The sequence below is a fragment of the Streptomyces sp. NPDC057280 genome, from assembly GCF_042668605.1.
Classification (GTDB): domain Bacteria; phylum Actinomycetota; class Actinomycetes; order Streptomycetales; family Streptomycetaceae; genus Streptomyces.
This window is the reverse complement of record NZ_JBHUYR010000001.1, coordinates 1,838,532-1,860,982: the sequence shown is the minus strand read 5'-3', so window position 1 is coordinate 1,860,982 and position 22,451 is coordinate 1,838,532. Positions and strand designations below refer to the sequence as shown.

At 70.6% G+C, this 22,451-nt stretch carries 20 protein-coding genes and 1 pseudogene; 11 read left to right on the top strand and 10 right to left on the bottom strand.

What is annotated here, in order from left to right; all coding sequences use genetic code 11:
• Positions 1 to 53: 53 nt before the first annotated feature.
• The 3 genes from ACFUO4_RS08470 (at position 54) to dmpI (ending at position 2,321) form a co-directional block, all read left to right on the top strand.
• Positions 54 to 1,169: a winged helix DNA-binding domain-containing protein gene (locus ACFUO4_RS08470; protein WP_383482374.1), complete on the top strand. Its 1,116-nt coding sequence runs from the start codon at positions 54 to 56 to the stop codon at positions 1,167 to 1,169.
• 10 nt (positions 1,170 to 1,179) lie between these two features.
• Positions 1,180 to 2,046 carry a LysR substrate-binding domain-containing protein gene (locus ACFUO4_RS08465; RefSeq protein ID WP_383481244.1) on the top strand — a complete coding sequence of 289 codons (867 nt, stop codon included), beginning with the start codon at positions 1,180 to 1,182 and terminating at the stop codon, positions 2,044 to 2,046.
• 92 nt (positions 2,047 to 2,138) lie between these two features.
• Complete coding sequence (dmpI, locus tag ACFUO4_RS08460; RefSeq protein WP_383481241.1) at positions 2,139 to 2,321, top strand: 4-oxalocrotonate tautomerase DmpI; 183 nt, start codon at positions 2,139 to 2,141, stop codon at positions 2,319 to 2,321.
• On the opposite strand, the gene ACFUO4_RS08455 is transcribed toward dmpI, so the two are convergent.
• The 4 genes from ACFUO4_RS08455 to ACFUO4_RS08440 form a co-directional block, all read right to left on the bottom strand.
• Positions 2,305 to 3,603: an RNA-guided endonuclease InsQ/TnpB family protein gene (locus ACFUO4_RS08455; RefSeq protein ID WP_383481238.1), complete on the bottom strand. Its 1,299-nt coding sequence runs from the start codon at positions 3,601 to 3,603 to the stop codon at positions 2,305 to 2,307. The two genes, dmpI and ACFUO4_RS08455, sit on opposite strands and share 17 nt — an antisense overlap.
• Positions 3,604 to 3,867: 264 nt before the next feature.
• Positions 3,868 to 4,659: a S1 family peptidase gene (locus tag ACFUO4_RS08450; RefSeq protein WP_383481236.1), complete on the bottom strand. Its 792-nt coding sequence runs from the start codon at positions 4,657 to 4,659 to the stop codon at positions 3,868 to 3,870.
• A 226-nt stretch (positions 4,660 to 4,885) separates the two neighbouring features.
• Entirely contained in the window at positions 4,886 to 7,645 is a 2,760-nt protein-coding gene (locus ACFUO4_RS08445; protein ID WP_383481233.1) for an AAA family ATPase, read from the bottom strand.
• A 213-nt stretch (positions 7,646 to 7,858) separates the two neighbouring features.
• Entirely contained in the window at positions 7,859 to 8,725 is an 867-nt protein-coding gene (locus ACFUO4_RS08440) for a response regulator transcription factor (protein WP_383482371.1), read from the bottom strand.
• 59 nt (positions 8,726 to 8,784) lie between these two features.
• On the opposite strand from ACFUO4_RS08440, the gene ACFUO4_RS08435 reads away from it, so the two are divergent.
• Together ACFUO4_RS08435 and ACFUO4_RS08430 are read left to right on the top strand one after the other, a co-directional pair.
• A complete protein-coding gene (locus tag ACFUO4_RS08435) occupies positions 8,785 to 10,449 on the top strand; it encodes an AMP-binding protein (protein WP_383481230.1) in 1,665 nt (554 codons plus the stop codon).
• Positions 10,446 to 12,029 carry an AMP-binding protein gene (locus ACFUO4_RS08430; protein WP_383481228.1) on the top strand — a complete coding sequence of 528 codons (1,584 nt, stop codon included), beginning with the start codon at positions 10,446 to 10,448 and terminating at the stop codon, positions 12,027 to 12,029. Before ACFUO4_RS08435 ends, ACFUO4_RS08430 begins: the two co-directional genes overlap by 4 nt.
• An 8-nt stretch (positions 12,030 to 12,037) precedes the next feature.
• Here ACFUO4_RS08430 and ACFUO4_RS08425 read toward each other — a convergent pair.
• Together ACFUO4_RS08425 and ACFUO4_RS08420 are read right to left on the bottom strand one after the other, a co-directional pair.
• Positions 12,038 to 12,574, bottom strand: a pseudogene (locus ACFUO4_RS08425) (GNAT family N-acetyltransferase); the annotation flags it as partial.
• 211 nt (positions 12,575 to 12,785) lie between these two features.
• Positions 12,786 to 13,484: a hypothetical protein gene (locus ACFUO4_RS08420; RefSeq protein WP_383481225.1), complete on the bottom strand. Its 699-nt coding sequence runs from the start codon at positions 13,482 to 13,484 to the stop codon at positions 12,786 to 12,788.
• Positions 13,485 to 13,710: 226 nt separating this feature from the next.
• On the opposite strand from ACFUO4_RS08420, the gene gcl reads away from it, so the two are divergent.
• Entirely contained in the window at positions 13,711 to 15,489 is a 1,779-nt protein-coding gene (gene gcl, locus ACFUO4_RS08415) for a glyoxylate carboligase (RefSeq protein ID WP_383482369.1), read from the top strand.
• 250 nt (positions 15,490 to 15,739) lie between these two features.
• Here gcl and ACFUO4_RS08410 read toward each other — a convergent pair whose 3' ends face one another.
• From ACFUO4_RS08410 to ACFUO4_RS08395, 4 genes are all read right to left on the bottom strand, one after another.
• Positions 15,740 to 15,976, bottom strand: a complete 237-nt coding sequence (locus ACFUO4_RS08410) for a hypothetical protein (protein ID WP_383481222.1) — start codon at positions 15,974 to 15,976, stop codon at positions 15,740 to 15,742.
• 297 nt (positions 15,977 to 16,273) lie between these two features.
• Positions 16,274 to 17,731, bottom strand: a complete 1,458-nt coding sequence (locus ACFUO4_RS08405) for a catalase (RefSeq protein WP_383481219.1) — start codon at positions 17,729 to 17,731, stop codon at positions 16,274 to 16,276.
• Positions 17,732 to 17,928: 197 nt separating this feature from the next.
• The gene (locus ACFUO4_RS08400; protein ID WP_079312270.1) at positions 17,929 to 18,822 is read right to left on the bottom strand and encodes a 2-hydroxy-3-oxopropionate reductase; all 894 of its coding nucleotides are present in this window, start codon (positions 18,820 to 18,822) and stop codon (positions 17,929 to 17,931) included.
• Positions 18,823 to 18,850: 28 nt separating this feature from the next.
• Positions 18,851 to 19,672 carry a TIM barrel protein gene (locus ACFUO4_RS08395; protein WP_383481215.1) on the bottom strand — a complete coding sequence of 274 codons (822 nt, stop codon included), beginning with the start codon at positions 19,670 to 19,672 and terminating at the stop codon, positions 18,851 to 18,853.
• A gap of 138 nt (positions 19,673 to 19,810) precedes the next feature.
• Between ACFUO4_RS08395 and ACFUO4_RS08390 the strand changes: the two genes are divergently transcribed.
• The 5 genes from ACFUO4_RS08390 to pucL all read left to right on the top strand — a co-directional run bounded on the left by ACFUO4_RS08390 (position 19,811) and on the right by pucL (position 22,421).
• Positions 19,811 to 20,062: a hypothetical protein gene (locus ACFUO4_RS08390; protein WP_079312282.1), complete on the top strand. Its 252-nt coding sequence runs from the start codon at positions 19,811 to 19,813 to the stop codon at positions 20,060 to 20,062.
• A complete protein-coding gene (locus tag ACFUO4_RS08385) occupies positions 20,059 to 20,424 on the top strand; it encodes a helix-turn-helix domain-containing protein (protein ID WP_079312274.1) in 366 nt (121 codons plus the stop codon). Before ACFUO4_RS08390 ends, ACFUO4_RS08385 begins: the two co-directional genes overlap by 4 nt.
• Before the next feature lie 154 nt (positions 20,425 to 20,578).
• Positions 20,579 to 21,088, top strand: coding sequence for a 2-oxo-4-hydroxy-4-carboxy-5-ureidoimidazoline decarboxylase (gene uraD / locus ACFUO4_RS08380; RefSeq protein WP_079312276.1), 510 nt, complete (start codon positions 20,579 to 20,581; stop codon positions 21,086 to 21,088).
• Positions 21,089 to 21,094: 6 nt separating this feature from the next.
• Entirely contained in the window at positions 21,095 to 21,493 is a 399-nt protein-coding gene (uraH, locus tag ACFUO4_RS08375) for a hydroxyisourate hydrolase (protein ID WP_059195418.1), read from the top strand.
• A 4-nt stretch (positions 21,494 to 21,497) separates the two neighbouring features.
• On the top strand, positions 21,498 to 22,421 hold the full coding sequence (pucL, locus tag ACFUO4_RS08370; RefSeq protein ID WP_383481209.1) for a factor-independent urate hydroxylase: 924 nt from the start codon (positions 21,498 to 21,500) through the stop codon (positions 22,419 to 22,421).
• Positions 22,422 to 22,451: the final 30 nt, after the last annotated feature.

Sequence of the window (22,451 nt, the reverse complement as noted above, 5' to 3'; positions counted from 1 at the left end):
GTGCGCCTTGCGGACAGAAGGTGTCCGCAACGGCGACTAACGTGCGGAGCATGATGAAGACGGCGAAGACGGCGAAGACGGCCCCCGTGCTCGGCACCCGCGCCCTCAACCGCGCGACCCTCGACCGGCAGTTGCTGCTGACACGCTCCGGCCTCACGGCGCAGGCGGCCGTGGAGCATCTGCTCGGCCTCCAGGCGCAGAACGTCAAGCCGCCGTACTACGCGCTCGCCGCCCGCCTCGACGGCTTCCGGCCCGAGGCGCTGTCCGCGCTGATGGCCGACCGCGCGGTCGTCCGGATCGTCACCATGCGCTCGACCATCCACACCCACACCGCCGACGACGCCCTCACCCTGCGCCCGCTCGTCCAGGCCGCCCGCGACCGCGAACTCACCAACTTCCGCAAAGGCCTCGTCGGCGTCGACCTGGACCGGCTCGCCGCCGTCGCCCGCGACCTCGTCGAGGCCGAGCCGCGCACGATGAAGCAACTGCGCGAGGCCCTGCTCGACGAGTGGCCCGAAGCCGACCCGCAGTCCCTCGCCATCGCCGCCCGCTGCCGGCTCCCCCTGGTCCAGGTCACCCCGCGCGGACTGTGGGGGCGGAGCGGCCAGGTGGCCCTCACCACCGCCGAGCACTGGCTCGGCCGCCCCGCCGAACCCGTCCCCGCCCCGGACGCCACCGTCCTGCGCTACCTGGCCGCCTTCGGCCCCGCCTCCGTCAAGGACATGCAGACCTGGTCCGGCCTGACCCGCCTGCGCGAGGCCTTCGAGCGCCTGCGCCCCCGGCTCCTGACCTTCCGCGACGAGCACGGCGTCGAGCTCTTCGACCTCCCCGACGCCCCGCGTCCCGCCGCCGACACCCCGGCCCCGCCCCGCTTCCTCCCCGAGTTCGACAACCTCCTCCTCTCCCACGCCGACCGCACCCGCGTCATCCCGGCCGAGTACCGGGGCCGCAGCTGGGTCGGCAACATGGTGTACTGCACCTTCCTCGTCGACGGCTTCCTGGCGGGCGTGTGGAAGCTGGAGGAGGACTCCCTGGTCATCGAGCCCTTCGGCAAGCTCACCAAGGCCCAGCGGGACGAGGTCACGGAGGAGGGGGCGCGGATGCTGGCGGCCATGCACCCCGGGACGTCGTACGACATCCGGTTCGGGACGGTCGTACGCCCCTCCTAGAGTCCCGTTCATGGAACTGCGCCAGCTCAGCTACTTCGTGACCGTCGCCGAGGAACTGCACTTCGGGCGGGCCGCCGAGCGGCTGCACATCGTGCAGTCGGCGGTCAGTCAGCAGATCCAGCGGCTGGAGCGGGAGCTGGGGGCCGAGCTGTTCGACCGCTCGCCCCGCCGGGTGCGGCTGACGGCGGCCGGGGAGCGACTGCTGCCCGAGGCACGGGCCGTGCTGGCGGCCGCCGAGCGGGTCCGGGCGGCCGTCGCCCCGCCGCCGGGCCTCAGGCTCGGCACCAGCACCGGGCTCGGCGAGCACCTGGACCGGGTCCTCGCCGCGTTCACCCGGCGGGCGCCGGACGTGCCGGTCGAGCTGGTGTCCCTGCCCGTATCCGAGCGGCTGGCACAGGTCGCCGGCGGCCGGCTCGACGCCGCGTTCGTACGAGCCGTCGAACCCGTTCCCGGTGTACGCGTCCTGCCCCTGTGGCCGGACCCCCTGGTGGCCGCGCTGCCCGCCGCGCATCCGCTCGCCGCCCGCCCCGAGATCGGCGTCGGGGACCTCGCCGGACTGCCGCTGGCCCTCACCGAACGGCGCCGCAACCCCGCCCTGGTCGACCTCGTCGTCGGCGCCTGTCACGAGGCCGGGTTCGAGCCGCTGCCCGGACCGGTCAACGGCTCCCTCCAGGACACCCTCGCCACCATCGGCACCCGCCCGCTGTGGACGGTCGTGTACGCCTCCCACGCGCGCGTGCTGCACACCCCGAGGGTGGCCTTCGTGCCGTTCCGCGCGCCGGGGCTCGCCCTGTCCACGGGGCTGGCCGTGCGGGCGTCGGCGCCCCCGCCGTATCTGGAGGAACTGCTCCTGGCCTGCGGCGATCACGAGAACTGATCGCTGTGGTCGCGGGCTGCTTCTTGGTCGGGGCCGACGGGCGCGATGGACTGGGACCACCGAAGAGGAAGACCGCTCAAGGGAGTCCAGTCATGCCGATCGTCACCGTCCAGCAGGGCCCGCGCGACACCGAGCTCAAGCGGGACCTCGTCAAGCGGATCACCGACGCGTTCGTGGACGCGTACAAGATCCCCGCCGAGACCGTCCAGGTCTGGATCCACGAGGTGCCCACCGACAGCTGGGGAGCGGCGGGGAAGCTCACCGCCGACAATTGACTTGCTCCTCGGGCTGAAGCCCGAGGATTCTGGCCTTCCTTGACTGGTCGCTGTGCCGCTGGGCGGCACGGCGACCGGTCGGGAATCCGTGGCTTCCTGTTTCTTCGCGCTGTGCCGGGATCGCTCCTGGTCTTACCGGCGCTCCGCAGGCCGATACCGCCAGTCCGGCGGCTGTCTTCACGTTGATCGCGGCATTGGTGTCCCGGTCGTGGACGGTGCCGCAGGCGCTACAGGTCCATTCCCGCACGTTCAGGGGTTTGGGCCCGTCGCGGTGGCCGCAAGTGGAGCAGGTCTGGCTGGTCGGCTCGAACCGGCTGATCTTGATCAGGGTGCGGCTGTACCGGGCGGCCTTGTAGGTCAGCATGACGATGAATTGTGACCAGCCCGCGTCATGCACGGACTTGGCCAGCCTGGTGCGCGCCAGCCCCGCCACGGACAGGTCCTCCACGGCGATCCCTTGGTTCTCGGAGATCAGCCTGGTGGAGAGCTGGTGGAGGAACTCACGGCGTGCATCGGCGACCTTGGCGTGGGCGCGGGCGACTTTCAGGCGGGCCTTGGCCCGGTTCTTGGATCCCTTCTGCTTGCGGGCCAGCTCCCGTTGGGCCTTCTTCAGCTTCTTCTCCGCACGCCGCAGAAAGCGTGGGGAGTCAATTTTTGTGCCGTCCGAGAGGACGGCGAAGTGCGTCAGGCCCAGGTCGATGCCGATGGTGCTCTCGGTTGCGGGCATCCGGGCGGCGTCGGGGTCGGGGTTGGTGTCGATGACGAAGGAGGCGAAGAATCTGCCCGCCGCGTCCTTGATCACGGTCACGGAAGACGGTGTGGTGGGCAGGGCGCGGGACCACTTCACCTTGACCGCGCCGATCTTCGGCAGGTTCAGGCGGCCATGGTCGGTGATGCTCCAGCGGGCGTTCGCGGTGAACCGGATCGACTGCCGGGCATCCTTGCGGGACTTGAACCGTGGTGCGCCCAGTTTCCGGCCTTTGCGGGTGCCGCCGAGGGAGGCGAAGAAGTTGCGGTACGCGGTTTCGGCGTCCCGCAGGGACTGCTGGAGGACCACCGCGGAGACCTCGCCCAGCCAGGACCGCTCCTTCGTCCGCTTCGCCTCGGTGATCAGCTTCCTCGACAGCTGTCCGGCCGTCGGGAACGGCCGCCCGGCCGTCCGGGCGTCCTCACGGGCGCGGACCGCGTCGTTGAACACGACCCGGGCGCACCCGAACGCCCTGGCCAGCGAGGCCTGCTGAGCGGCGTCCGGGTACAGGCGAAAGCTGTACCGAAGCTGCATGACGATCACACTAGGCACGTCGAACCCATGCCGTAACCGGGAACATGTGAGCGAGCCTTCACCATCACGAAGCAGCGTCCGGCTCCGCCGGAACGTCACCGGGACGCTCCGCGTCGCGACCGCCAGATTCGCTTCGCCCCCGGCCTGAAGGCCGGAGCACTGCGAATGCGCACACATGGATAGGGGGCGCTGCGGGCCGCTCGTGGAGGCCCGCAACGCCCCCTGGTACATCACCTGAGGGGTGCTCAGGAGAACTTCTGGGACCTATGAGTTGACCTGCGCGGTCACCAGGCTGGAGAAGGTGGTCAGCCGGGTGTAGACACCCGGGTACCCGGCCTCCGCGCAGCCCTCGCCCCAAGAAGTGATCCCTGCCAGGACGCCCCCGATGAGCAGGGGACCGCCGCTGTCGCCCTGGCAGGTGTCTACGCCGCCGGATGTGTATCCGGCGCAAACCATGTCGGACTTGACGTAGTCCGAACCGTAGGAGCTCGCACAGCTGGAGTCGGACACGATCGGGACGGTCGCGGTCCGCAGCTGGTTGGAGGAGCTGCCGTTCTCCGAGGTGGTGCCCCAGCCGAGGATGCGCGCGGTGGTGCCGGCCGCGTACACACTCGTCTGGGACGAGGAGACGTACGACGCCGGGGTGTACGACATCGCCGTCGAGAGGGTCAGGACGGCCACGTCGTCGCCGTTGGTGGCGTCGGTGTAGCCGGGGTTGATCCAGATCTTGCTGACCCGGCTGACCGTGCCGTTGGTGCCGTTGAGGTAGGTCCGGCCACCGATGACACGGATGCTGCTCGTCGTCTCGCCGACCATGCAGTGGGCCGCCGTGACGACCTTGGTCGAGGAGACCAGGGTGCCGCCGCAGAACTGGTTCTGGGAGGCGTCCGTGATCTGCATCATGAACGGGTACGAGGTCGTCGTGGTCGTGGAACCGCCGACGATGGGCTGGGGAGCGGCTACGGCGGTGGGGGCGCCGAGCAGCGCGGTCGCTGCGGCCGCAGCGGTGGCCGCCACGACGGCCGCGGTCTTTCTTGCGCGGTTGAGCCCGAACATGAGTCTCCTCAGTGGGGGGTTGCCGGTGGGGGGACGCGCGGGTGTGGGGGGTTGAGCACGGGGGTCGCGGGACCGACCCCCGTATGCCCGGGCGAGCGGCACGTTCATAACCTAGAACCGGGAAGTTCCCCCTCCCAATGAGGGAACCCCCTAGGGGAGTTGGGCAGGGAAAACCCTCGGTCGGCCGCAGGCGGACACCACGCGGGTCAGTAAAGCCCGCGACCCCTCACTTCGTACGGCGCCCCGCCGCCAGTCGGACGATGTCCACCCGCGAGCGGATCCCCAGCTTGCGGTAGACCCGGGTCAGCGTGGCCTCGACCGTCTTGACGCTGATGAACAGCCGGGCGGCGATCTCCCGGTTGGTGGCGCCCTCCATGACGAGCGCGGCCACCTGACGCTCCATCGCCGCGAGCCCCTCGAGGGCGTCGGACACCGGCGCGGGCACGGCGGCCGGCTCCGGCTCGGCCGCCGGGACGACGCTCGCCGCGTCGACCTGCCGCAGCCAGGGCAGCGCCCGGCAGCGCCTGAAGAGCCGGGCCGCCTCGTCGTACGACGTCGGCCCCGGGCGCCGGGTGCGCAGCTGGGCCAGTGCGAAGGCGGTGCGGGCCTCCTCCAGGCCGTACCCGAGTTTGGCGAGCCGGTCCTGCACCGAGGTCAACTGGGCGAGCGCCGCCTCGTGTTCCCCGCGCGCGGCGCGCAGCAGCCCCTCGGCGCGGTCCAGCACCGCGAGCACGCTCTCCCGGCCGAGCCGCAGCGCCTGCTCCCGGGTGACGTCGATGACGTCCTGGGCCTCGCGCAGCTCGCCGGTCCTGACCAGGGCCTCGGCGAGATCGCCCTGCCAGCGGCCGCGGGCCGGGTCGGTGATGCCGAGCCCGTGCTCCAGCTCGCGCACCCGGCGCAGCGAGCGGACGGCTCCTTCGGCGTCCCCGGCGACCAGCTGGGCGTAGCCGAGGGCGGTCAGCGCGCGGGAGACGTACATCTGGTCGCCGTCCTCCTCGGCGTGGTCGACGGCCTCCCGGGCCAGCTCCAGTGCCCGTTCCACATCGCCGCCCGAGGCCTCGCCGAGCGAGGTGAGGACCGCGGAGGCGACCTCGCCGATGCCGGTGTCCCGGGCCATCATCAGGCTCTCCCGGGCGAGGTCGAGGGCGCGGCCGCAGTGCCCGGAGCGCAGTTCGGTCTCGGCCACCCCGCGCAGGAAGTGCACCTCGCTCTCGACGGCCCCGGTGCGCTGGACCTCGCGCAGCAGCGCGGTGACGGTCGCGCGGGCCTCGGCCAGCTGGTCGCTCATGATCAGCCAGCGGAACCGGGAGTAGCCGGCGCCGTTGTGGTGGCACGACACCCTCGGGTCCTGGGGTTCCTTCAGGGCCTTCTTGATGGTGGCGGGGGCGTCGGGATGGCCCATGAGGGTCTCGATCTGGGCCTGGAAGGCGAGCGCCATCAGCTCGTTGTAGCGGTCGCCGGCCTGCGCGGCGAGCGCCGCCGAGTGCGCGGCCTCCTCGCGGGCCCGGTCGAAGTCGCCGTCCACCAGCACGGCCCGCCAGGTCAGCTGGTAGTGGATCAGGGCGAGCAGCTGGGGGTCGTCGCCCGCGTCGGCGAGGGCCTGCGGGAAGACCGAGTCGACCTCGGTCATGGCGTGGCCCGCGGTGTCGATCACGATGATCCAGGCCCGCACCCGGTCCGCGGGCACGGTCGCCCGGGTCAGCACGTCCCGGGCGATGTCCCGGGCGAGGTCCAGCTCACCGGCGGTGATCGCGTCCTCGGCGGCCTGGAGGCGCCGGGCGTCGGGGTTGCCCTCGGCGGGGGTGTGGCGGGCGGCGAGCAGGCCGAGGGAGGCGGCGACCGAGGGCGCCCCGCGGTCCCGGGCGAGCGAGGCCGCTTCGGCGAGGCTGTCGGCGGTGTCCGGGTCGGTGCCGGTGGTGGCCAGGGCGAGATGCCGGGCCCGCTCGATGGGGTCGGAGGCGGCCTTCGACAGCGCGGCGTGCGCGGCCCGCCGCTCGTGCGCGGGCGCCTCCGCGTACAGCGCGGCCGAGATCAGCGGATGCGCGAACCGTACGGCGGGGCCCTCGGGGTCGGTGGCCAGCAGACCGAGGGCGGCGGCCTGGGCGGTCTCCGCCTCGGCGTTCTCCCGGCCGGCCGCGCGCAGCAGGGCGGGGGTGGGGCGGGCGCCGGCGCTCGCGACGAGGAGGGTGCGGCGGGCCTCGTCGGAGAGCATCTCCAGACGGTTCAGGACGAGGGTGCGCAGCGAGGTCGGCACCGGGAGCGGCTCGCCGGGGCGGGGCGGGGTCGGGTTCTCGCTGAGGGCGCGGCCGAGTTCCAGGGCGAAGAGCGGGTTGCCGCCGCTGGTGCGGTGGATGTCGCGGACCGTGGAGCGGGGCAGGCCGGTGTAGCCGCGGTGGCCGAGTAGCTCGGAGACCTGGGTGCGGGAGAGCGGGTTGACGCGCAGGGCGAGGGTGTCGGGGGGTGACGCGCGTAGGTGACGGTCGTACTCCTGGCCCTCGGTCCGCACCGCGCACAGCATCCGCACCGGGGTGCCGCCGAGGCGGCGGGCGGCGAAGCCGAGGAGTTCGGCGCTGGCCGAGTCCAGCCACTGCACGTCGTCGGCGACGATCAGCACCGGGCCCTCGGCGGCGAGCGCGCGCAGCGCGGAGAGCACCGCGAGCCGCAGGGCGAGGCCGTCGCGCTGGAGGGTGGACTCGCCGCGGCCGGTGAGCGCCGACTCCAGTGCGGTGCGCTGGGCGACGGGCAGCTTGCCGGAGACCTCGTCGAGGACCAGACCGAGCAGGTCGGCGAGGGCGAGGAAGGGGAGATGCGATTCGGACTCGGTGGCCGAGCAGCGCAACACGGTACGCGCCGAGCCGCTGTTATCGGCGGCCAATGCCCGCAGGACGGTGGACTTTCCTATTCCGGCGGGGCCGTGCAGCAGCACGCTGCCGCCCCGGGCGAGCTGCTCCCGGGCCTGTCCGAACACCTCCTCACGGCCGATCACCAGGTCAGGGCGGCATCTCGCAGGCTCCTGGAAGTCCCGTTGCACGGTCGCCGCTCCCCTCGTGTCGTGTCCGGGCCAAATTCTAGGCAACGATTCTTTGAAATCCGGAGGGGAGAGGTGGTGAGGCAAATAACAACCTCACAGCATGGGGAAATTCAAAGCACAGCTGAATGAATGGCTGGGCAACGTTTCGGGCGTGTCCATCCGGTCCGCCTACGGCAGCAGCCCCGCCCGGCGCGCCGCCGCCACCGCCTCCCCGCGCGTGTGCGCACCGAGCCTGCGCATGGCCGAGCGCAGGTATCCCTTGACCGTCTCCGGCCGCAGCCCGAGCCGCTCGGCGGCGGCCGCGTTCGTCGCCCCCGCGGCCACACAGGCGAGGACGTCCAGCTCACGCGGGGCGAGCGTGACCCGCTCCGGTTGCCGGGGCGTGAGGAGCCCGCACGCGTCGAGGAGTTCGGCCCGCAGCTGCGGGTCGGTGATCCGCGGCGCCAGCGCGCGCAGGGCCGCGTGCGCCTCCCGGACCTGCTCCCGCGACACCGGGTCCACCCCGCCGGCGGGCCCGGCCGCCGTCACCAGCTCCCGCGCCTCCTCGCGCACCACCAGCGCCTGCTCCACGTCCCGCGCCGCCTCCATCGCCGCGCTCAGCACCCGGTCACCGAGCGGCTGTACGGTGCGCAGCGCCCCGTACAGCACGCCGCGCACCCGGCGCCGTACGACCACGGGCACCGCCACGATCGAGCGCAGACCCTCGGCGGCGACCGGGACGTCGTACTCATGGCTGATCTGCCGGGAGACGGAGTAGTCCGCCACCGCGCAGGGCCGGGCGAGCGCGACCGCCTTGCCGCCCAGACCGCTGCCCGAGACCACCGCGAGCGCCCGCAGCGCGACCGTGGAGGTGCCGCTCAGTTCGCTGATGCGCATCTGCGGGCGGCCGGAATCCACCAGCCCGCCGAAGGCGACCGGGAGCCCGGTCGTGCGCCGCAGCCGCACCAGCGCGTTCCGGATCTCCGCCGCGTCCGTGCTCACCTGTTCGTCCTTTCGCTGCAGCGCACCCCCGTTCGGGGGTGGTGAGACCTGCATCACGGAGTAAACGATGGCAGAGAGCCGCCCGGCAATGGTCCGGTCATGAGGGAGGACAGATGACGACGGAGCTGTTCCGCGGGGCGCGGGACTTCCTGCTCGCCCACCGCGAGGACTACGCGACGGCATACGAGGGGTTCACCTGGCCTCGTCCCGAGCGCTTCAACTGGGCGCTCGACTGGTTCGACGACATCGCCTACGGGAACGCCGCGACCGCGCTGCACATCGTCGAGGAGGACGGCCGGGAGACCAAGCTGTCCTTCGGGGAACTGTCGGTCCGCTCCGACCAGGCCGCGAACTGGCTGCGGGAGCAGGGGGTGGCCGCCGAGGACCGCATCCTGGTGATGCTGGGCAACCAGGCCGAGCTGTGGATCACGGCACTGGCCGCGATGAAGCTGCGCGCCGTCGTCATCCCGGCCACCCCGCTGCTCGGCCCGGCCGACCTGCGCGACCGCGTCGAGCGCGGGCGGGTGCGACATGTGATCGTGCGCTCCGAGGACGCGGACAAGTTCGCGGAGGTGCCCGGCTCCTACACCCGGATCGCGGCGGGCGACCCGGTCGAGGGCTGGCTGGCGCTGGACGACCTGTACCAGGCCGACGCCTCGTTCAGGCCCGACGGCCCTACCCTCGCCGACGACCCGCTGATGCTCTACTTCACCTCGGGCACCACCGCCCGCCCCAAGCTGGTCGAGCACACCCACACCTCGTACCCGATCGGGCACCTGGCCACCATGTACTGGATCGGCCTCAAGCCCGGCGACGTGCACCTGAACATCTCGTCGCCCGGCTGGGCCAAGCACGCCTGGTCGAACCTGTTCGCGCCCTGGAACGCGGAAGCCACCGTCTTCATCCACAACTACACGCGCTTCGACGCGGCCCGCCTGATGGCCGAGATGGACCGTGCGGGGGTCACCACCTTCTGCGCGCCGCCGACCGTGTGGCGGATGCTCATCCAGGCCGACCTGACCCAGTTGCGCAACCCTCCGCGGGAGGTGGTGGCGGCCGGCGAGCCGCTGAACCCCGAGGTCATCGAACAGGTGCGGCGGGCGTGGGGGGTGACGATCCGGGACGGTTTCGGGCAGACGGAGACGGCCGTACAGGTCTCCAACAGCCCCGGCCAGCTCCTGAAGACCGGCTCCATGGGACGGCCCAGCCCCGGTTACCGGGTGGAGCTGCTCGACCCGGTGACGGGAGCGCCCGGCGCGACGGAGGGCGAGATCGCGCTCGACCTGTCCGCCCGTCCCGTCGGCCTGATGACCGGCTACCACGGCGACGCGGACCGTACGGCGGAGGCGATGGCCGGCGGCTACTACCGCACGGGCGATGTGGCGTCGAGGGACGCCGACGGGTATCTGACCTACATCGGCCGCAGTGACGACGTCTTCAAGGCGAGCGACTACAAGATCAGCCCCTTCGAGCTGGAGAGCGCGCTGCTGGAGCACGAGGCGGTCGCCGAGGCGGCCGTGGTGCCCGCGCCGGACGAGCTGCGGCTCGCGGTGCCGAAGGCGTACGTGGTGCTGGCGGAGGGCTGGGAGCCCGGTCCCGACACCGCGAAGGTGCTCTTCGAGCACTCGCGGGACGTGCTCGCCCCGTACAAGCGCATCCGCCGCCTGGAGTTCGCGCCGCTGCCCAAGACCGTGTCCGGCAAGATCCGCCGCATCGAGCTGCGCGAGGCCACGGCGGAGGGCTCCGACGCCGAGTACCGCGAGGAGGACTTCCGGTGAGCTCCTACAGCCACGGGGTGAGCGGGACCGCGCTGCTCGGGGACACGATCGGCGCCAATCTCGACCGGGCGGTCGCCCGCTGGCCGGAGCGTGAGGCGCTGGTCGACGTGCCGTCCGGGCGGCGCTGGACCTACGCCCGATTCGCCGCGGACGTCGAGGAGTTGGCGTACGCGCTGCTGGCGAGCGGGGTCGCCAAGGGTGACCGGGTGGGCATCTGGGCGGTCAACTGCCCCGAGTGGGTGCTGGTCCAGTACGCCACCGCCCGTATCGGCGCGATCATGGTGAACATCAACCCGGCGTACCGCACCCACGAGGTCGAGTACGTCCTCAACCAGGCCGGGATCTCCCTGCTGTTCGCCTCTCTCAGCCACAAGACCAGCGACTACCGCGCGATGGTCGCGAAAGTGCGGGGGAAGTGCCCGCAGTTGCGGGAGACGGTGTTCATCGGGGACCCGAGCTGGGAGGCGCTGCTCGCCCGCGCGACCCCGGCGCCGTTCCCGGAACTGTCCTGCGACGACCCGATCAACATCCAGTACACGTCGGGCACGACGGGCTTCCCCAAGGGGGCCACGCTCTCCCACCACAACATCCTCAACAACGGTTATTTCGTGGGTGAGTTGATCGCCTACACCGAGCAGGACCGGATCTGCGTCCCGGTCCCCTTCTACCACTGCTTCGGCATGGTGATGGGCAACCTGGCGGCGACCTCGCACGGCGCCTGCATGGTGATCCCGGCGCCGTCCTTCGACCCGAAGGCCACGCTGGAGGCGGTCCAGCAGGAGCGCTGCACCTCCCTCTACGGCGTACCGACCATGTTCATCGCGGAGTTGAACGACCCGGACTTCGCGACGTACGACCTGTCGTCCCTCCGTACCGGCATCATGGCGGGCTCGCCCTGCCCGGTGGAGGTGATGAAACGGGTGGTCGCCGAGATGCACATGGCGGAGGTCTCCATCTGCTACGGCATGACGGAGACGTCCCCCGTCTCCTTGCAGACGCGCCGCGACGACGACCTGGAACACCGCACCGGCACGGTCGGCCGGGCCCTGCCGCACATCGAGGTCAAGGTCGTCGACCCGGCGACGGGGGTGACCCAACCGCGGGGCACGGCGGGGGAGCTGTGCACCCGCGGCTACAGCGTGATGCTCGGCTACTGGAACGAGCCGGGCAAGACCGCCGAGTCGATCGACGCGGGCCGCTGGATGCACACCGGGGACCTGGCCGTGATGCGCGAAGACGGCTACGTGGAGATCGTCGGCCGCATCAAGGACATGATCATCCGGGGTGGCGAGAACATCTACCCGCGCGAGATCGAGGAGTTCCTCTACGCCCACCCGAAGATCGCGGACGCCCAGGTCGTGGGCGTGCCCCACGAGCGCTACGGCGAGGAGGTCCTCGCCTGCGTGATCCCCCGCGACCCGTCCGATCCGCCGACCCTGGAGGAGGTGCGCGCCTTCTGCGAGGGCCGGCTGGCGCACTACAAGGTGCCCAGCAGGCTCCAGGTGCTGGAGTCGTTCCCGATGACGGTGTCGGGGAAGGTGCGCAAGGTGGAACTGCGGGAGACGTACGCGGCGGAGTAGGGCGTCCTTCAGCCCCTGCGCATGCACACCCGCGGCCACCGGCCGAGGCCGAGCCCGGCCTCATGGGCGCGGATCTTCCGCAGACCGGGGGTGAGTTCGCCCTCGCCGAGCACGCGGAAGCCGAGGCGCTCGTAGTACGGGGCGTTCCAGGGCACCTCGGCGAAGGTGGTCAGGGTGAGACCGGTGAGGCCCTCCTCGCGGGCGCGTTCGGCGGCGTACGCGAGCAGGGCTTCCCCGACGCGCCGACGCGCGAAGTCCGGACGGACCGAGACCTGCTCGATGTGCAGGGCACCGTCGACGGGCTCGCAGACCAAGTACCCGACGGGACGATCGTCACCACCGACCGCCACCCAGGCCCGCCCCTGACTGCGGTACCCGTCCAGAACGTCCACCGGGAAGGGCTCGTCCTCGGCGATCGCCGTCATGCCGACCTTGCGGAAGACGGCACCGGCGGCACGCTCGATGTCCTGGAGGGCGGTGAGCTCGTCGGCTGCGACGGGGCGGATGCGCATCGGGCGAGTATGGCGGGTGCGGGACGCGACCGCACGGGGTTTCCGACGCCGGGGGAGTGAGCCGAGCCCCGCCCAGGTGCGCTTTGCCTGGGGGCCGTCCCGTGCCTCGGCGGGCTCTGCATGTCGGCCATACGGGCCCCGCGCGTCAGCCGTCCCGCGGCTCGGTCATCCTCATGCCCCGCCACCGCCCCGACCCATGGACCGCGCGACTCACCTCACGCCACCGCATCCCACCGCCCCCCGCTCAACCGCCGGAGGCGTCTGCTCCGGTTGCGTCCAGTTCGTCTGCTCTGCTGTTCACCGGCTGGGGCGTGCCCGTGAGGTCGAGGACGAACAAGGGGACGGAGAGGGAGTCCGCGACCGTTCGGGCGTCCGTGGCGTAGCCGGCCAGGGAGAAGTAGACGCAGTCCGCGGACTCCGTCATCGCCGTCAGCCACAGGCATTCGACGTCGCGGAGCGATGCCGGGCGGACCGTGGGGTCCACCTGGGCCAGGAGGCCGCGGGCGGCGAGGCCGATGCCGTTCGGGGGGCGCTGGTCGGCGCGGCGGATGTCCGCGTAGCCGAGCCAGCGCAGATACAGGGCCGCGGCCGTGACCGCGTCGCGTGCCGTGCGGATCGTCACCGGCTGGAACGCGCGCCGCCGGGACTGCTCGACACGGCGGGTGGTAGGGATGCCGACCGCATCTGCCGCGACCGGGACCCGCAGCACCGTTCCGCAGGCGCAGCCCACCTCGGGGTGCGGCCACTCGCCCGTGCGGCCGCAGCGCGCGCACAGCACCGTCACCCAGTCGTCCTCCCAGGACCGGTGCGTCACCGCCGTCGCCCGCGCGCGCCGGTCCAGCGGCGGTGTCACCGGCGCCCCGCAGGCGCACGGATAGGACGGTGCCGCATAGAAGTGCTCGCGCCGGCAGACCGGGCAGCGCACCGACACGTTCTCGGACATGGCCCACTCCAGAACGACCCCACGTCGGGACAGCGCTCCCATCGTCCTCCAGCCGACCCCCGCTTGTCCGTCTCTTGACGGCCTTCACCCCTCCACTTACATTGATTCCAGATCGTAGAAGTTAGTTTCCGCAATACGGAATTAACCGCAGAACGGAAGTACTCACCGCGGGGCGCGACGGGAGTGCGAATCCGGCAGCCGAAGCAGGGAGTACTCGATGGCACGTATGACCGCTGCCCGCGCGGCAGTTGAGATCCTCAAGCGCGAGGGCGTCACCAACGCGTTCGGGGTGCCCGGCGCGGCGATCAACCCCTTCTACCGCGCCCTCAAGGAGGGCGGCGGCATCGACCACACGCTCGCCCGGCACGTCGAGGGCGCCTCCCACATGGCCGAGGGCTACACCCGCGCCAACCCGGGCAACATCGGCGTCTGCATCGGCACCTCGGGCCCGGCCGGCACCGACATGATCACCGGCCTGTACTCGGCGATCGGCGACTCGATCCCGATCCTCTGCATCACCGGCCAGGCACCGGTCAGCGTCATCCACAAGGAGGACTTCCAGGCCGTCGACATCGCCTCGATCGCCAAGCCCGTCACCAAGGCGGCCACCACCGTCCTGGAGGCGGCCCAGGTCCCCGGCGTCTTCCAGCAGGCCTTCCACCTGATGCGCTCCGGCCGCCCCGGCCCGGTCCTCATCGACCTGCCCATCGACGTCCAGCTCACCGAGATCGAGTTCGACCCGGAGACCTACGAGCCGCTCCCGGTCTACAAGCCGGCCGCGACCCGCGCCCAGATCGAGAAGGCGATCGGGTTCCTGCTCGCCTCTGAGCGCCCGCTGATCGTCGCGGGCGGCGGCATCATCAACGCCGACGCCTCCGACCTCCTCGTGGAGTTCGCCGAGCTCACCGGCACCCCGGTGATCCCGACCCTGATGGGCTGGGGCACCATCCCCGACGACCACGAGCTGAACGCCGGCATGGTCGGCCTCCAGACCTCGCACCGCTACGGCAACGCGACCTTCCTGGAGTCCGACTTCGTCCTCGGCATCGGCAACCGCTGGGCCAACCGGCACACCGGCTACAAGCTCGACGTCTACCGCCAGGGCCGCACGTTCGTCCACGTCGACATCGAGCCCACCCAGATCGGCAAGATCTTCCCGCCGGACTACGGCATCACCTCCGACGCCAAGGCCGCCCTGGAGCTCTTCGTCGAGGTGGCCAGGGAACTGAAGGCCGCGGGCAGGCTGCCCGACCGCTCCGCGTGGATCGCCTCCCACCTGGAGCGCAAGGCCACGCTGCTGCGCCGTACGCACTTCGACAACGTGCCCATGAAGCCGCAGCGCGTCTACGAGGAGATGAACAAGGCCTTCGGCCCCGAGACGCGGTACGTCACCACGATCGGCCTGTCGCAGATCGCGGGCGCCCAGATGCTGCACGTCTACAAGCCGCGGCACTGGATCAACTGCGGCCAGGCCGGCCCGCTCGGCTGGACCATCCCGGCCGCGCTCGGCGTCTCCAAGGCCGACCCGGAGGCCCAGGTCGTCGCGCTCTCCGGCGACTACGACTTCCAGTTCATGCTGGAGGAGCTGGCCGTCGGCGCGCAGCACAAGATCCCGTACGTCCATGTCCTCGTCAACAACGCCTACCTGGGCCTGATCCGGCAGGCGCAGATCGGTCTCGACATCAACTTCCAGGTCAACCTGGAGTTCGAGAACATCAACTCCCCGGAGCTGGGCGTCTACGGCGTCGACCACATCAAGGTCGTCGAGGGCCTCGGCTGCAAGGCCATCCGCGTCACCGAGCCCGACCAGCTGCTGCCGGCCTTCGAGGAGGCCAAGAAGCTGGCCGCCGAGTACCGGGTGCCGGTCGTGGTCGAGGCGATCCTGGAGCGGGTCACCAACATCGCGATGAGCAAGACCGCCGACATCAGCGACGTCACCGAGTTCGAGGAGCTCGCGACCGAGCCGGAGCACGCGCCGACGGCGATCAGGACGCTGAAGGTCTGACGTATCGCAGCGCGTACAGGGGCGGTCCATCCGGGGGGATGGGCCGCCCTTTCGGCATGCCCCGTCCCCCCGGGTGTCCGTCCCCCGTTCCCCCGTTCCCCCGTCACGCGGTGCCCGCCGCCCCCGTGCCGGCGGGCACCGCGTGACGACAATGTGCCCAACCCCGAAGGCGGTTGAAGCCTCCGGGGACGGGTTCAGAGGTTGATTTGAGGGTTCCGTACTCCGTCTACGCCGCCGGGTGTAGGCGGGCTCAGTCCTCGTGGTGCTCGGACAGTCCGGGCCAGTCGTCCGGGCCGCCGCCCTGCCATTCCACGATGTCCTCGTCCTCCACCTCGATCCGGTCGAGATCGGCGAGGCGCAGCAGCTCCACGACGTCGTCCAGGTGGGAGGCGACACCGAGGTTGTGGTCGTCCGCGGTGACCCGCCGGGAGCCGTCGAGGCCCGGCGAGTGCACCACGACATGCGGGTGGTGCGATGCGTGTGCCATGCCTTCAGCGTCCCGCCCGGAAGCGCCGCGCGCACCCCGGGCACAGCGAGAAGCACCGGATACGGGAGTGTCCGTATCCGGTGCTTCCGGGGTGTTGCCGTCCTGCTGGGACCGCGGCGGCGGCGACGGAGCCCGAGAAGCCCTTCCCTCAGGTCGAGAAGAGGATCTCCGGTCCTTCACCACCGCACTGGCTCGCACGCCGCCGCGGTCCATCACCCTGCCCGTGCCCCGTACCGAGGGACCACCCCTCATCCGGGTCGCTCAGCTTGCGGGCGCGAACAGGGAGTCTGCGCCCGCTCAGTCCTCGCGCAGGGCGCGGACCGCCTCCTCCACGCGCTTGCCGTACTCCGGGTCGGCGGCGTGGAAGTGGGCGAGGTTCTTCTCGATCACGTCGTCGCGGGAGACCTGGGACAGGCCGCCGGCGATGTTCGCGACCAGGCGCGCCTTCTCGTCCTCGGACATCAGCCGGTACAGCTCGCCGGCCTGGAAGAAGTCGTCGTCCTTGGTGTGCTGCGGGGCCTCGTGGGTGCCGGTCCAGCCGCTGACCGCCAGCGGGGCGGAGAGCGGGCGGCCGGTCTCCGCCGGGCCGTCGTAGGAGTTCGGCTCGTAGTTCTTCGCCGCGCGGCCCTGGGAGTTGGTGGCCATGAGGCCGTCCCGCCCGTAGTTGCTGGCGACGGTCGCCTTCGGGGCGTTCACCGCGAGCTGGGTGTGGTTGACGCCCAGCCGGTAGCGGTGCGCGTCCGCGTAGGCGAACAGCCGGCCCTGGAGCATCTTGTCCGGCGACGGGCCGATGCCCGGCACGAAGTTGTTCGGGGAGAACGCGGCCTGCTCGACCTCGGCGAAGACGTTGTCCGGGTTGCGGTCGAGGACCAGGCGGCCCACGCGCTGGAGCGGGTAGTCCTTGTGCGGCCACACCTTGGTGAGGTCGAACGGGTTGAAGCGGTAGTCCGCCGCCTCGGCCGCCGGCATGAGCTGCACGTAGAGGGTCCAGGACGGGTTCACCCCGCGCTCGATGGCCTGGAGCAGGTCCGTCTGGTGCGAGTTGGGGTCCTTGCCGGCGAGCTCGGCGCCCTGCTCGGCGGACAGGCAGCGGATGCCCTGGTTGGTCTTGAAGTGGTACTTGACGAAGAAGGCCTCGCCGTCGGCGTTCGTCCACTGGTAGGTGTGCGAGCCGTAGCCGTTCATGTGGCGGTACGACGCCGGGATGCCGCGGTCGCCCATCAGCCAGGTGATCTGGTGCGTGGCCTCGGGGGCGTGCGCCCAGAAGTCCCAGACGTTGTCCGGCTCCTGACGGCCCGTGAACGGGTCGCGCTTCTGCGAGTGGATGAAGTCGGGGAACTTGATCGGGTCCTTGATGAAGAACACCGGGGTGTTGTTGCCGACGAGGTCGTAATTGCCCTCTTCCGTATAGAACTTCACCGCGAAGCCGCGCGGGTCGCGCACCGCGTCCGCGCCGCCGAGCGAGTCCGCCACGGTGGAGAAGCGCAGGAAGACCTCGGTGCGCTTGCCGACGCTGCTGAGGAAGTCGGCGTGCGTGAACCCGGTGACGTCGTCGGTCACCTCGAAGTAGCCGTACGCGCCGCTGCCACGGGCGTGCACCACGCGCTCCGGGATGCGCTCGCGGTTGAAGCGGGCGAGCTTCTCCAGCAGGTGCTGGTCCTGGAGGAGGAGCGGACCGCCGACACCGGCGGAGGCGGAATTCTGGTTGTCGGCGACCGGGGCGCCGGACTCGGTCGTCAGCACGCGCTTCGACATCGGGGACCTTCCGTACGAGAGTCAGCGGAGGCTTCGGAAAAGGACTTCCGCTTCGTGGAGCCTAGGTTTGGGGCGATCCGAACGTCAACAGTTTGTTGAAGGCGATCGGCGGTGCGTTGATTCCGGGCGGCGCCGCCGCTTGGGCGCGACAGGACAGGTGTCAGCAGCGTGCGCCGCCCGGGGTCTTGGGGTGTACGTCAGATCTGGGCGCCGGAGAGGCGCTCGACCGCGCGCAGCAGCGCGGAGTGGTCCAGGCCCCCGTCGCCCTGGGCGCGCAGGGACGCGACGAGTTGGGCGACGACCGCGCCGACGGGCAGGGCCGCGCCGACGTTGCGGGCCGCGTCGGTGACGATGCCCATGTCCTTGTGGTGGAGGTCGATGCGGAAGCCCGGCTTGAAGTCGCGCTGGAGGAAGTTGTCCTTCTTGCGCGTCAGCACGGTCGAGCCCGCGAGGCCGCCGTTGAGGACGTCGAGCGCGGCCTTGAGGTCCACGCCGGACTTCTCCAGGAAGACCACGGCCTCGGCGCACGCCTGGATGTTCACGGCGACGATCAGCTGGTTGGCGGCCTTCACGGTCTGCCCCGAGCCGTGCGGACCGCACAGCACGATGGTCTTGCCGAGCGCCTCCAGGATCGGCTTGGCGGCGTCGAAGTCGGCCTGCTCACCGCCGACCATGATCGACAGCACGGCCTCGATGGCACCGGCCTCGCCGCCGGACACCGGGGCGTCCAGGACGCGGATGCCCTTGTCCCGGGCGGCCTTCGCGAGGTCCACCGAGGTCTGCGGGGTGATCGAGGACATGTCGATCAGCAGGGCGCCGGACCTCGCGTTCTCCAGGATGCCGTCCGGGCCGTACGCGATGGCCTCGACCTGCGGGGAGGCGGGCACCATCGTGATGACCACGTCGGCGTCCTTGACGGCCTCGGCGATCGAGGCGGCGGCCTTGCCGCCGGCGGCGGCGAGACGGTCCAGCTTGTCCTGCTCCAGCGTGAAGCCGGTGACGTCGTAACCCGCCTTGATGAGGTTCTCGGACATGGGGGAGCCCATGATGCCGAGGCCTATCCAGGCGACCTTGGGGAGTGCGTTGCTCATGATGGGGGTGCCTTTCACGTAACGGGGGTCAGCGGGGCAGCCAGGCGAAGGCCTCGGCGCTCGGGCGGTCGCCCGGCTTGTACTCGAGGCCGACCCAGCCGTCGTAACCCGCCTTCCTCAGCTGGTCGAGGAGGTCTTCGAGGGGCAGCGAGCCGGTGCCCGGAGCGCCACGGCCCGGGTTGTCGGCGATCTGCACATGGCCGGTCTTCGCGGCGTACTCCTCGATCACCGCCGGCAGGTCCTCGCCGTTCATGGACAGGTGGTAGAGGTCCATGAGGAACTTGGCGTTGCCGAGGCCCGTCGCCTCGTTGACCTTGTCGACGATCCCGATCCCGGCGGGCGCCGACACCAGCGGGTACCGCGGCGACTCGGGCTTGTTCAGCGTCTCGATCAGCAGGATCGCGCCGATCCGGTCGGCCGCGCGGGCCGCGAGGACGAGGTTCTCCAGTGCGAGCGCGTCCTGCGCGGCCGGGTCGACGCCGTCGACGCGGTTGCCGTACAGGGCGTTGAGCGCCTTGCAGCCCAGCGACCGGGCGAAGTCCGCGACCACCTCGATGTTGGCGCGGAACTTCTCCGACTCCTCGCCCGGGATCGACAGGGCGCCGCGGTCGGGGCCCGGAAGCTGGCCGGCGTAGAAGTTCAAGCCCGTGAGCTGGACGCCCGCGTCCTCGATCGCCTGCTTCAGGGCGTCGAGCTCGGACTGCTCGGGGGTGGGGGAGTCGACCCAGGGCCACCACAGCTCGACCGCGGTGAAGCCCGCCGCGGCGGCGGCCGCGGGGCGCTCCAGGAGCGGGAGTTCCGTGAAGAGGATCGACAGGTTGACGTTGAAGCGCTGGTCTGCGAATCCCATGGGCCGCCGCGCTCCCTTCCGTGTCGAGTGATTCCGTATTGCGGAAGTTCGTTTCTGCTTAATGGAAGATTGCCGTCGGGTCTCGTCGCTTGTCAAGAGGGCTCGGCGGAAGTCGGTGCCGCGCGTTAGGTTGTGCGCGTGCGATTGAGAGTGGAGTTCACGACCGAACCCTTCGACCTGGACGAGGCGCCCGCGCACGCGGTCGCGGCCCGTGAGGTGGTCGAGGCGGCCGAGCTGGACGCGGTCGACGTCGGCCCGTTCGGCAACACCGCGGAAGGCGGTGCCGAGGCCGTGCTCTCCGCTGTCGACGCGCTGCTGCGGGGGAGCCTGGCGGCCGGTGCCACCCGTATCTCGCTGCAGGTCAACGTGATCGGGGAGGGCGAGAAGTGACCGGCACCGCGGACGAACCCTTCATTACGGCCGTGAAGCCGCTGGTCGACGCCATGGGCGGGGAGATGGTCCCGCCGGACGAGGCCGGCCCCGACGACGTCGTGCTGGCCTGGGAGGGTGCCGACGTGGTCGCCGTACGCCTGCCGCAGCTCGCGGACTCCCTCGATCACATCCTGGCCGCCATGGAGCGCAAGCAGGGCAAGCCGCTGGCCGACCTGGACCGCAAGGCCAAGCAGGAGGTCGTGCGCATACTGGAGGCGCGTGGCGCCTTCTCCGTACGGCACGGCGTGGAGACCGTGGCGAGCGCCCTCGGCGTCAGCCGGTTCACGGTCTACAACTACCTGAACCGTGACAAGGGCTGATCCTCCGAGGTCTTTCGGGGTCTTTCGGGGTCTTTCAGGGTCCTTCAAAGGGGTCGCTGATGTAACCCCGAATTTTCAACAAAGTGTTGACGTGGTGTTTCGAAGGGCGTTAGCTAGCCGCAGCCCGTTCAGCAACACGGCCACGGAGGCTCCCGTGACTTCGACTTCCACGCCGCCGGGCCTGACCCGGTTCAACGCCCTGGAGGAGCACGCGGCCTTCGCCGCCCTCCACGAGGCGTGTGCCTCCACGGCATGGGCGCGGCGACTGCTCGCCGCCCGCCCCTACACCACCCGCGACGACCTCTACGCCGCCAGCGACGCCGCGATGGCCGAGCTGACCGCCGAGGACCTCGCCGAGGCGATGGCCGGACACCCGCCCATCGGCCGCCCCAAGGAGGGCGACCCGACCTCCGCCCGTGAACAGCGCGGCATGGCCGGCGCGACGGAGGAGCTCAAGGCGGAGATGCTGGAGCTGAACCTCGCCTACCAGGAGAAGTTCGGCCATGTCTTCCTGATCTGCGCCACCGGCCGGACCGGCGAGCAGATGCGGGACGCGGTCAAGGAGCGGATCGGGAACGCGCCGGAGCAGGAGCGGGAGATCGTCCGCACCGAGCTGGGCAAGATCAACCGCATCCGGCTCGCCCGACTCGTCGAAGAGGACTGACGCAGCATGAGCACCAGCACCACCGCCTCGGTGTCCACCCACATCCTGGACACCAGCATCGGCCGCCCCGCCGAGGCAGTCGCCGTCCAGCTGTCCGCCCGCCAGGGTGCGGATGCGGACTGGCAGGCGCTCGGCGGCAGCGCGACCGACGCGGACGGGCGGTGCAAGGACCTGCCGGCCCTGCCGGAGGGCACCACACACGTACGGCTCGACTTCGCCGTCGAACCGTACTTCGAGAAGAAGCAAGCCGATGCGCAGCAGGACGCCCCCGCGAATCGGGACAGCGGTGCAGGGGCAGTGTTCTTCCCGGAAGTGGCGATCACCTTCGCCGTCGAGCCCGGGGAGCACTACCACGTACCGCTGCTGCTCAACCCGTTCGGCTACTCCGTTTACCGAGGGAGCTAGCTAAATGCCCACGATTCTGGGACAGAACCAGTACGGCAAGGCCGAGAACCGAGTCGTAAAGATCACGCGGGACGGCGCCACCCACCACATCAAGGACCTGAACGTGTCCGTCGCGCTGAGCGGCGACATGGACGAGGTCCACTACTCCGGCTCCAACGCCAACGTGCTGCCGACCGACACCACCAAGAACACGGTGTACGCGTTCGCCAAGGAGCACGGCATCGAGTCGGCCGAGCAGTTCGGCATCCACCTGGCGCGGCACTTCGTGACCTCGCAGGAGCCGATCAGGACGGCGCGGATCCGGATCGAGGAGTACCAGTGGGAGCGCATCTCCGCCTCCGACGCCAACTCCCAGTTCATCGGCGCGGACGAGGTCAAGCACTCGTTCGTACGCAAGGGTCAGGAGACCCGGGTCACCCAGATCACCTATGACGGCTCGTCATGGGAGGTCATCTCGGGGCTGAAGGACCTGGTCGTGATGAACTCGACCAACTCCGAGTTCTGGGGCTACGTCAAGGACAAGTACACGACGCTCCAGGAGGCGTACGACCGCATCCTTGCCACCCAGGTCTCCGGCCGCTGGCGGTTCAACTGGACCGACGACGAGCAGCGGATGCCCAACTGGGAGAAGTCCTACGAGCAGACCAGGAAGCACATGCTCCAGGCCTTCGCCGAGACCTACTCGCTCTCGCTCCAGCAGACCCTGTACCAGATGGGTTCGCGGATCATCAACAACCGCAGCGAGATCGACGAGGTCCGCTTCTCGCTGCCGAACAAGCACCACTTCCTGGTGGATCTGGAGCCGTTCGGGCTGAAGAACGACAACGAGGTGTACTTCGCCGCGGACCGGCCCTACGGCCTGATCGAGGCGACGATCCTGCGGGACGGCTGCGAGCCGAAGATCCCGGTGGACCTCACCAACCTCTGACCAACTCCATTTGCGGCACCCGCGGCCCGC

Bases quoted from the DNA above. Each gene is read 5' to 3' on its own strand.
- ACFUO4_RS08410 (WP_383481222.1), bottom strand. From the start codon at position 15,976: ATGGCACACGCATCGCACCACCCGCATGTCGTGGTGCACTCGCCGGGC.
- dmpI (WP_383481241.1), top strand. From the start codon at position 2,139: ATGCCGATCGTCACCGTCCAGCAGGGCCCGCGCGACACCGAGCTCAAG.
- gcl (WP_383482369.1), top strand. From the start codon at position 13,711: ATGACCGCTGCCCGCGCGGCAGTTGAGATCCTCAAGCGCGAGGGCGTC.
- ACFUO4_RS08455 (WP_383481238.1), bottom strand. From the start codon at position 3,603: ATGCAGCTTCGGTACAGCTTTCGCCTGTACCCGGACGCCGCTCAGCAG.
- ACFUO4_RS08465 (WP_383481244.1), top strand. From the start codon at position 1,180: ATGGAACTGCGCCAGCTCAGCTACTTCGTGACCGTCGCCGAGGAACTG.
- ACFUO4_RS08435 (WP_383481230.1), top strand. From the start codon at position 8,785: ATGACGACGGAGCTGTTCCGCGGGGCGCGGGACTTCCTGCTCGCCCAC.
- ACFUO4_RS08440 (WP_383482371.1), bottom strand. From the start codon at position 8,725: ATGCAGGTCTCACCACCCCCGAACGGGGGTGCGCTGCAGCGAAAGGAC.
- ACFUO4_RS08405 (WP_383481219.1), bottom strand. From the start codon at position 17,731: ATGTCGAAGCGCGTGCTGACGACCGAGTCCGGCGCCCCGGTCGCCGAC.
- ACFUO4_RS08420 (WP_383481225.1), bottom strand. From the start codon at position 13,484: ATGTCCGAGAACGTGTCGGTGCGCTGCCCGGTCTGCCGGCGCGAGCAC.
- pucL (WP_383481209.1), top strand. From the start codon at position 21,498: ATGCCCACGATTCTGGGACAGAACCAGTACGGCAAGGCCGAGAACCGA.
- ACFUO4_RS08400 (WP_079312270.1), bottom strand. From the start codon at position 18,822: ATGAGCAACGCACTCCCCAAGGTCGCCTGGATAGGCCTCGGCATCATG.
- ACFUO4_RS08395 (WP_383481215.1), bottom strand. From the start codon at position 19,672: ATGGGATTCGCAGACCAGCGCTTCAACGTCAACCTGTCGATCCTCTTC.
- uraH (WP_059195418.1), top strand. From the start codon at position 21,095: ATGAGCACCAGCACCACCGCCTCGGTGTCCACCCACATCCTGGACACC.
- ACFUO4_RS08450 (WP_383481236.1), bottom strand. From the start codon at position 4,659: ATGTTCGGGCTCAACCGCGCAAGAAAGACCGCGGCCGTCGTGGCGGCC.
- ACFUO4_RS08470 (WP_383482374.1), top strand. From the start codon at position 54: ATGAAGACGGCGAAGACGGCGAAGACGGCCCCCGTGCTCGGCACCCGC.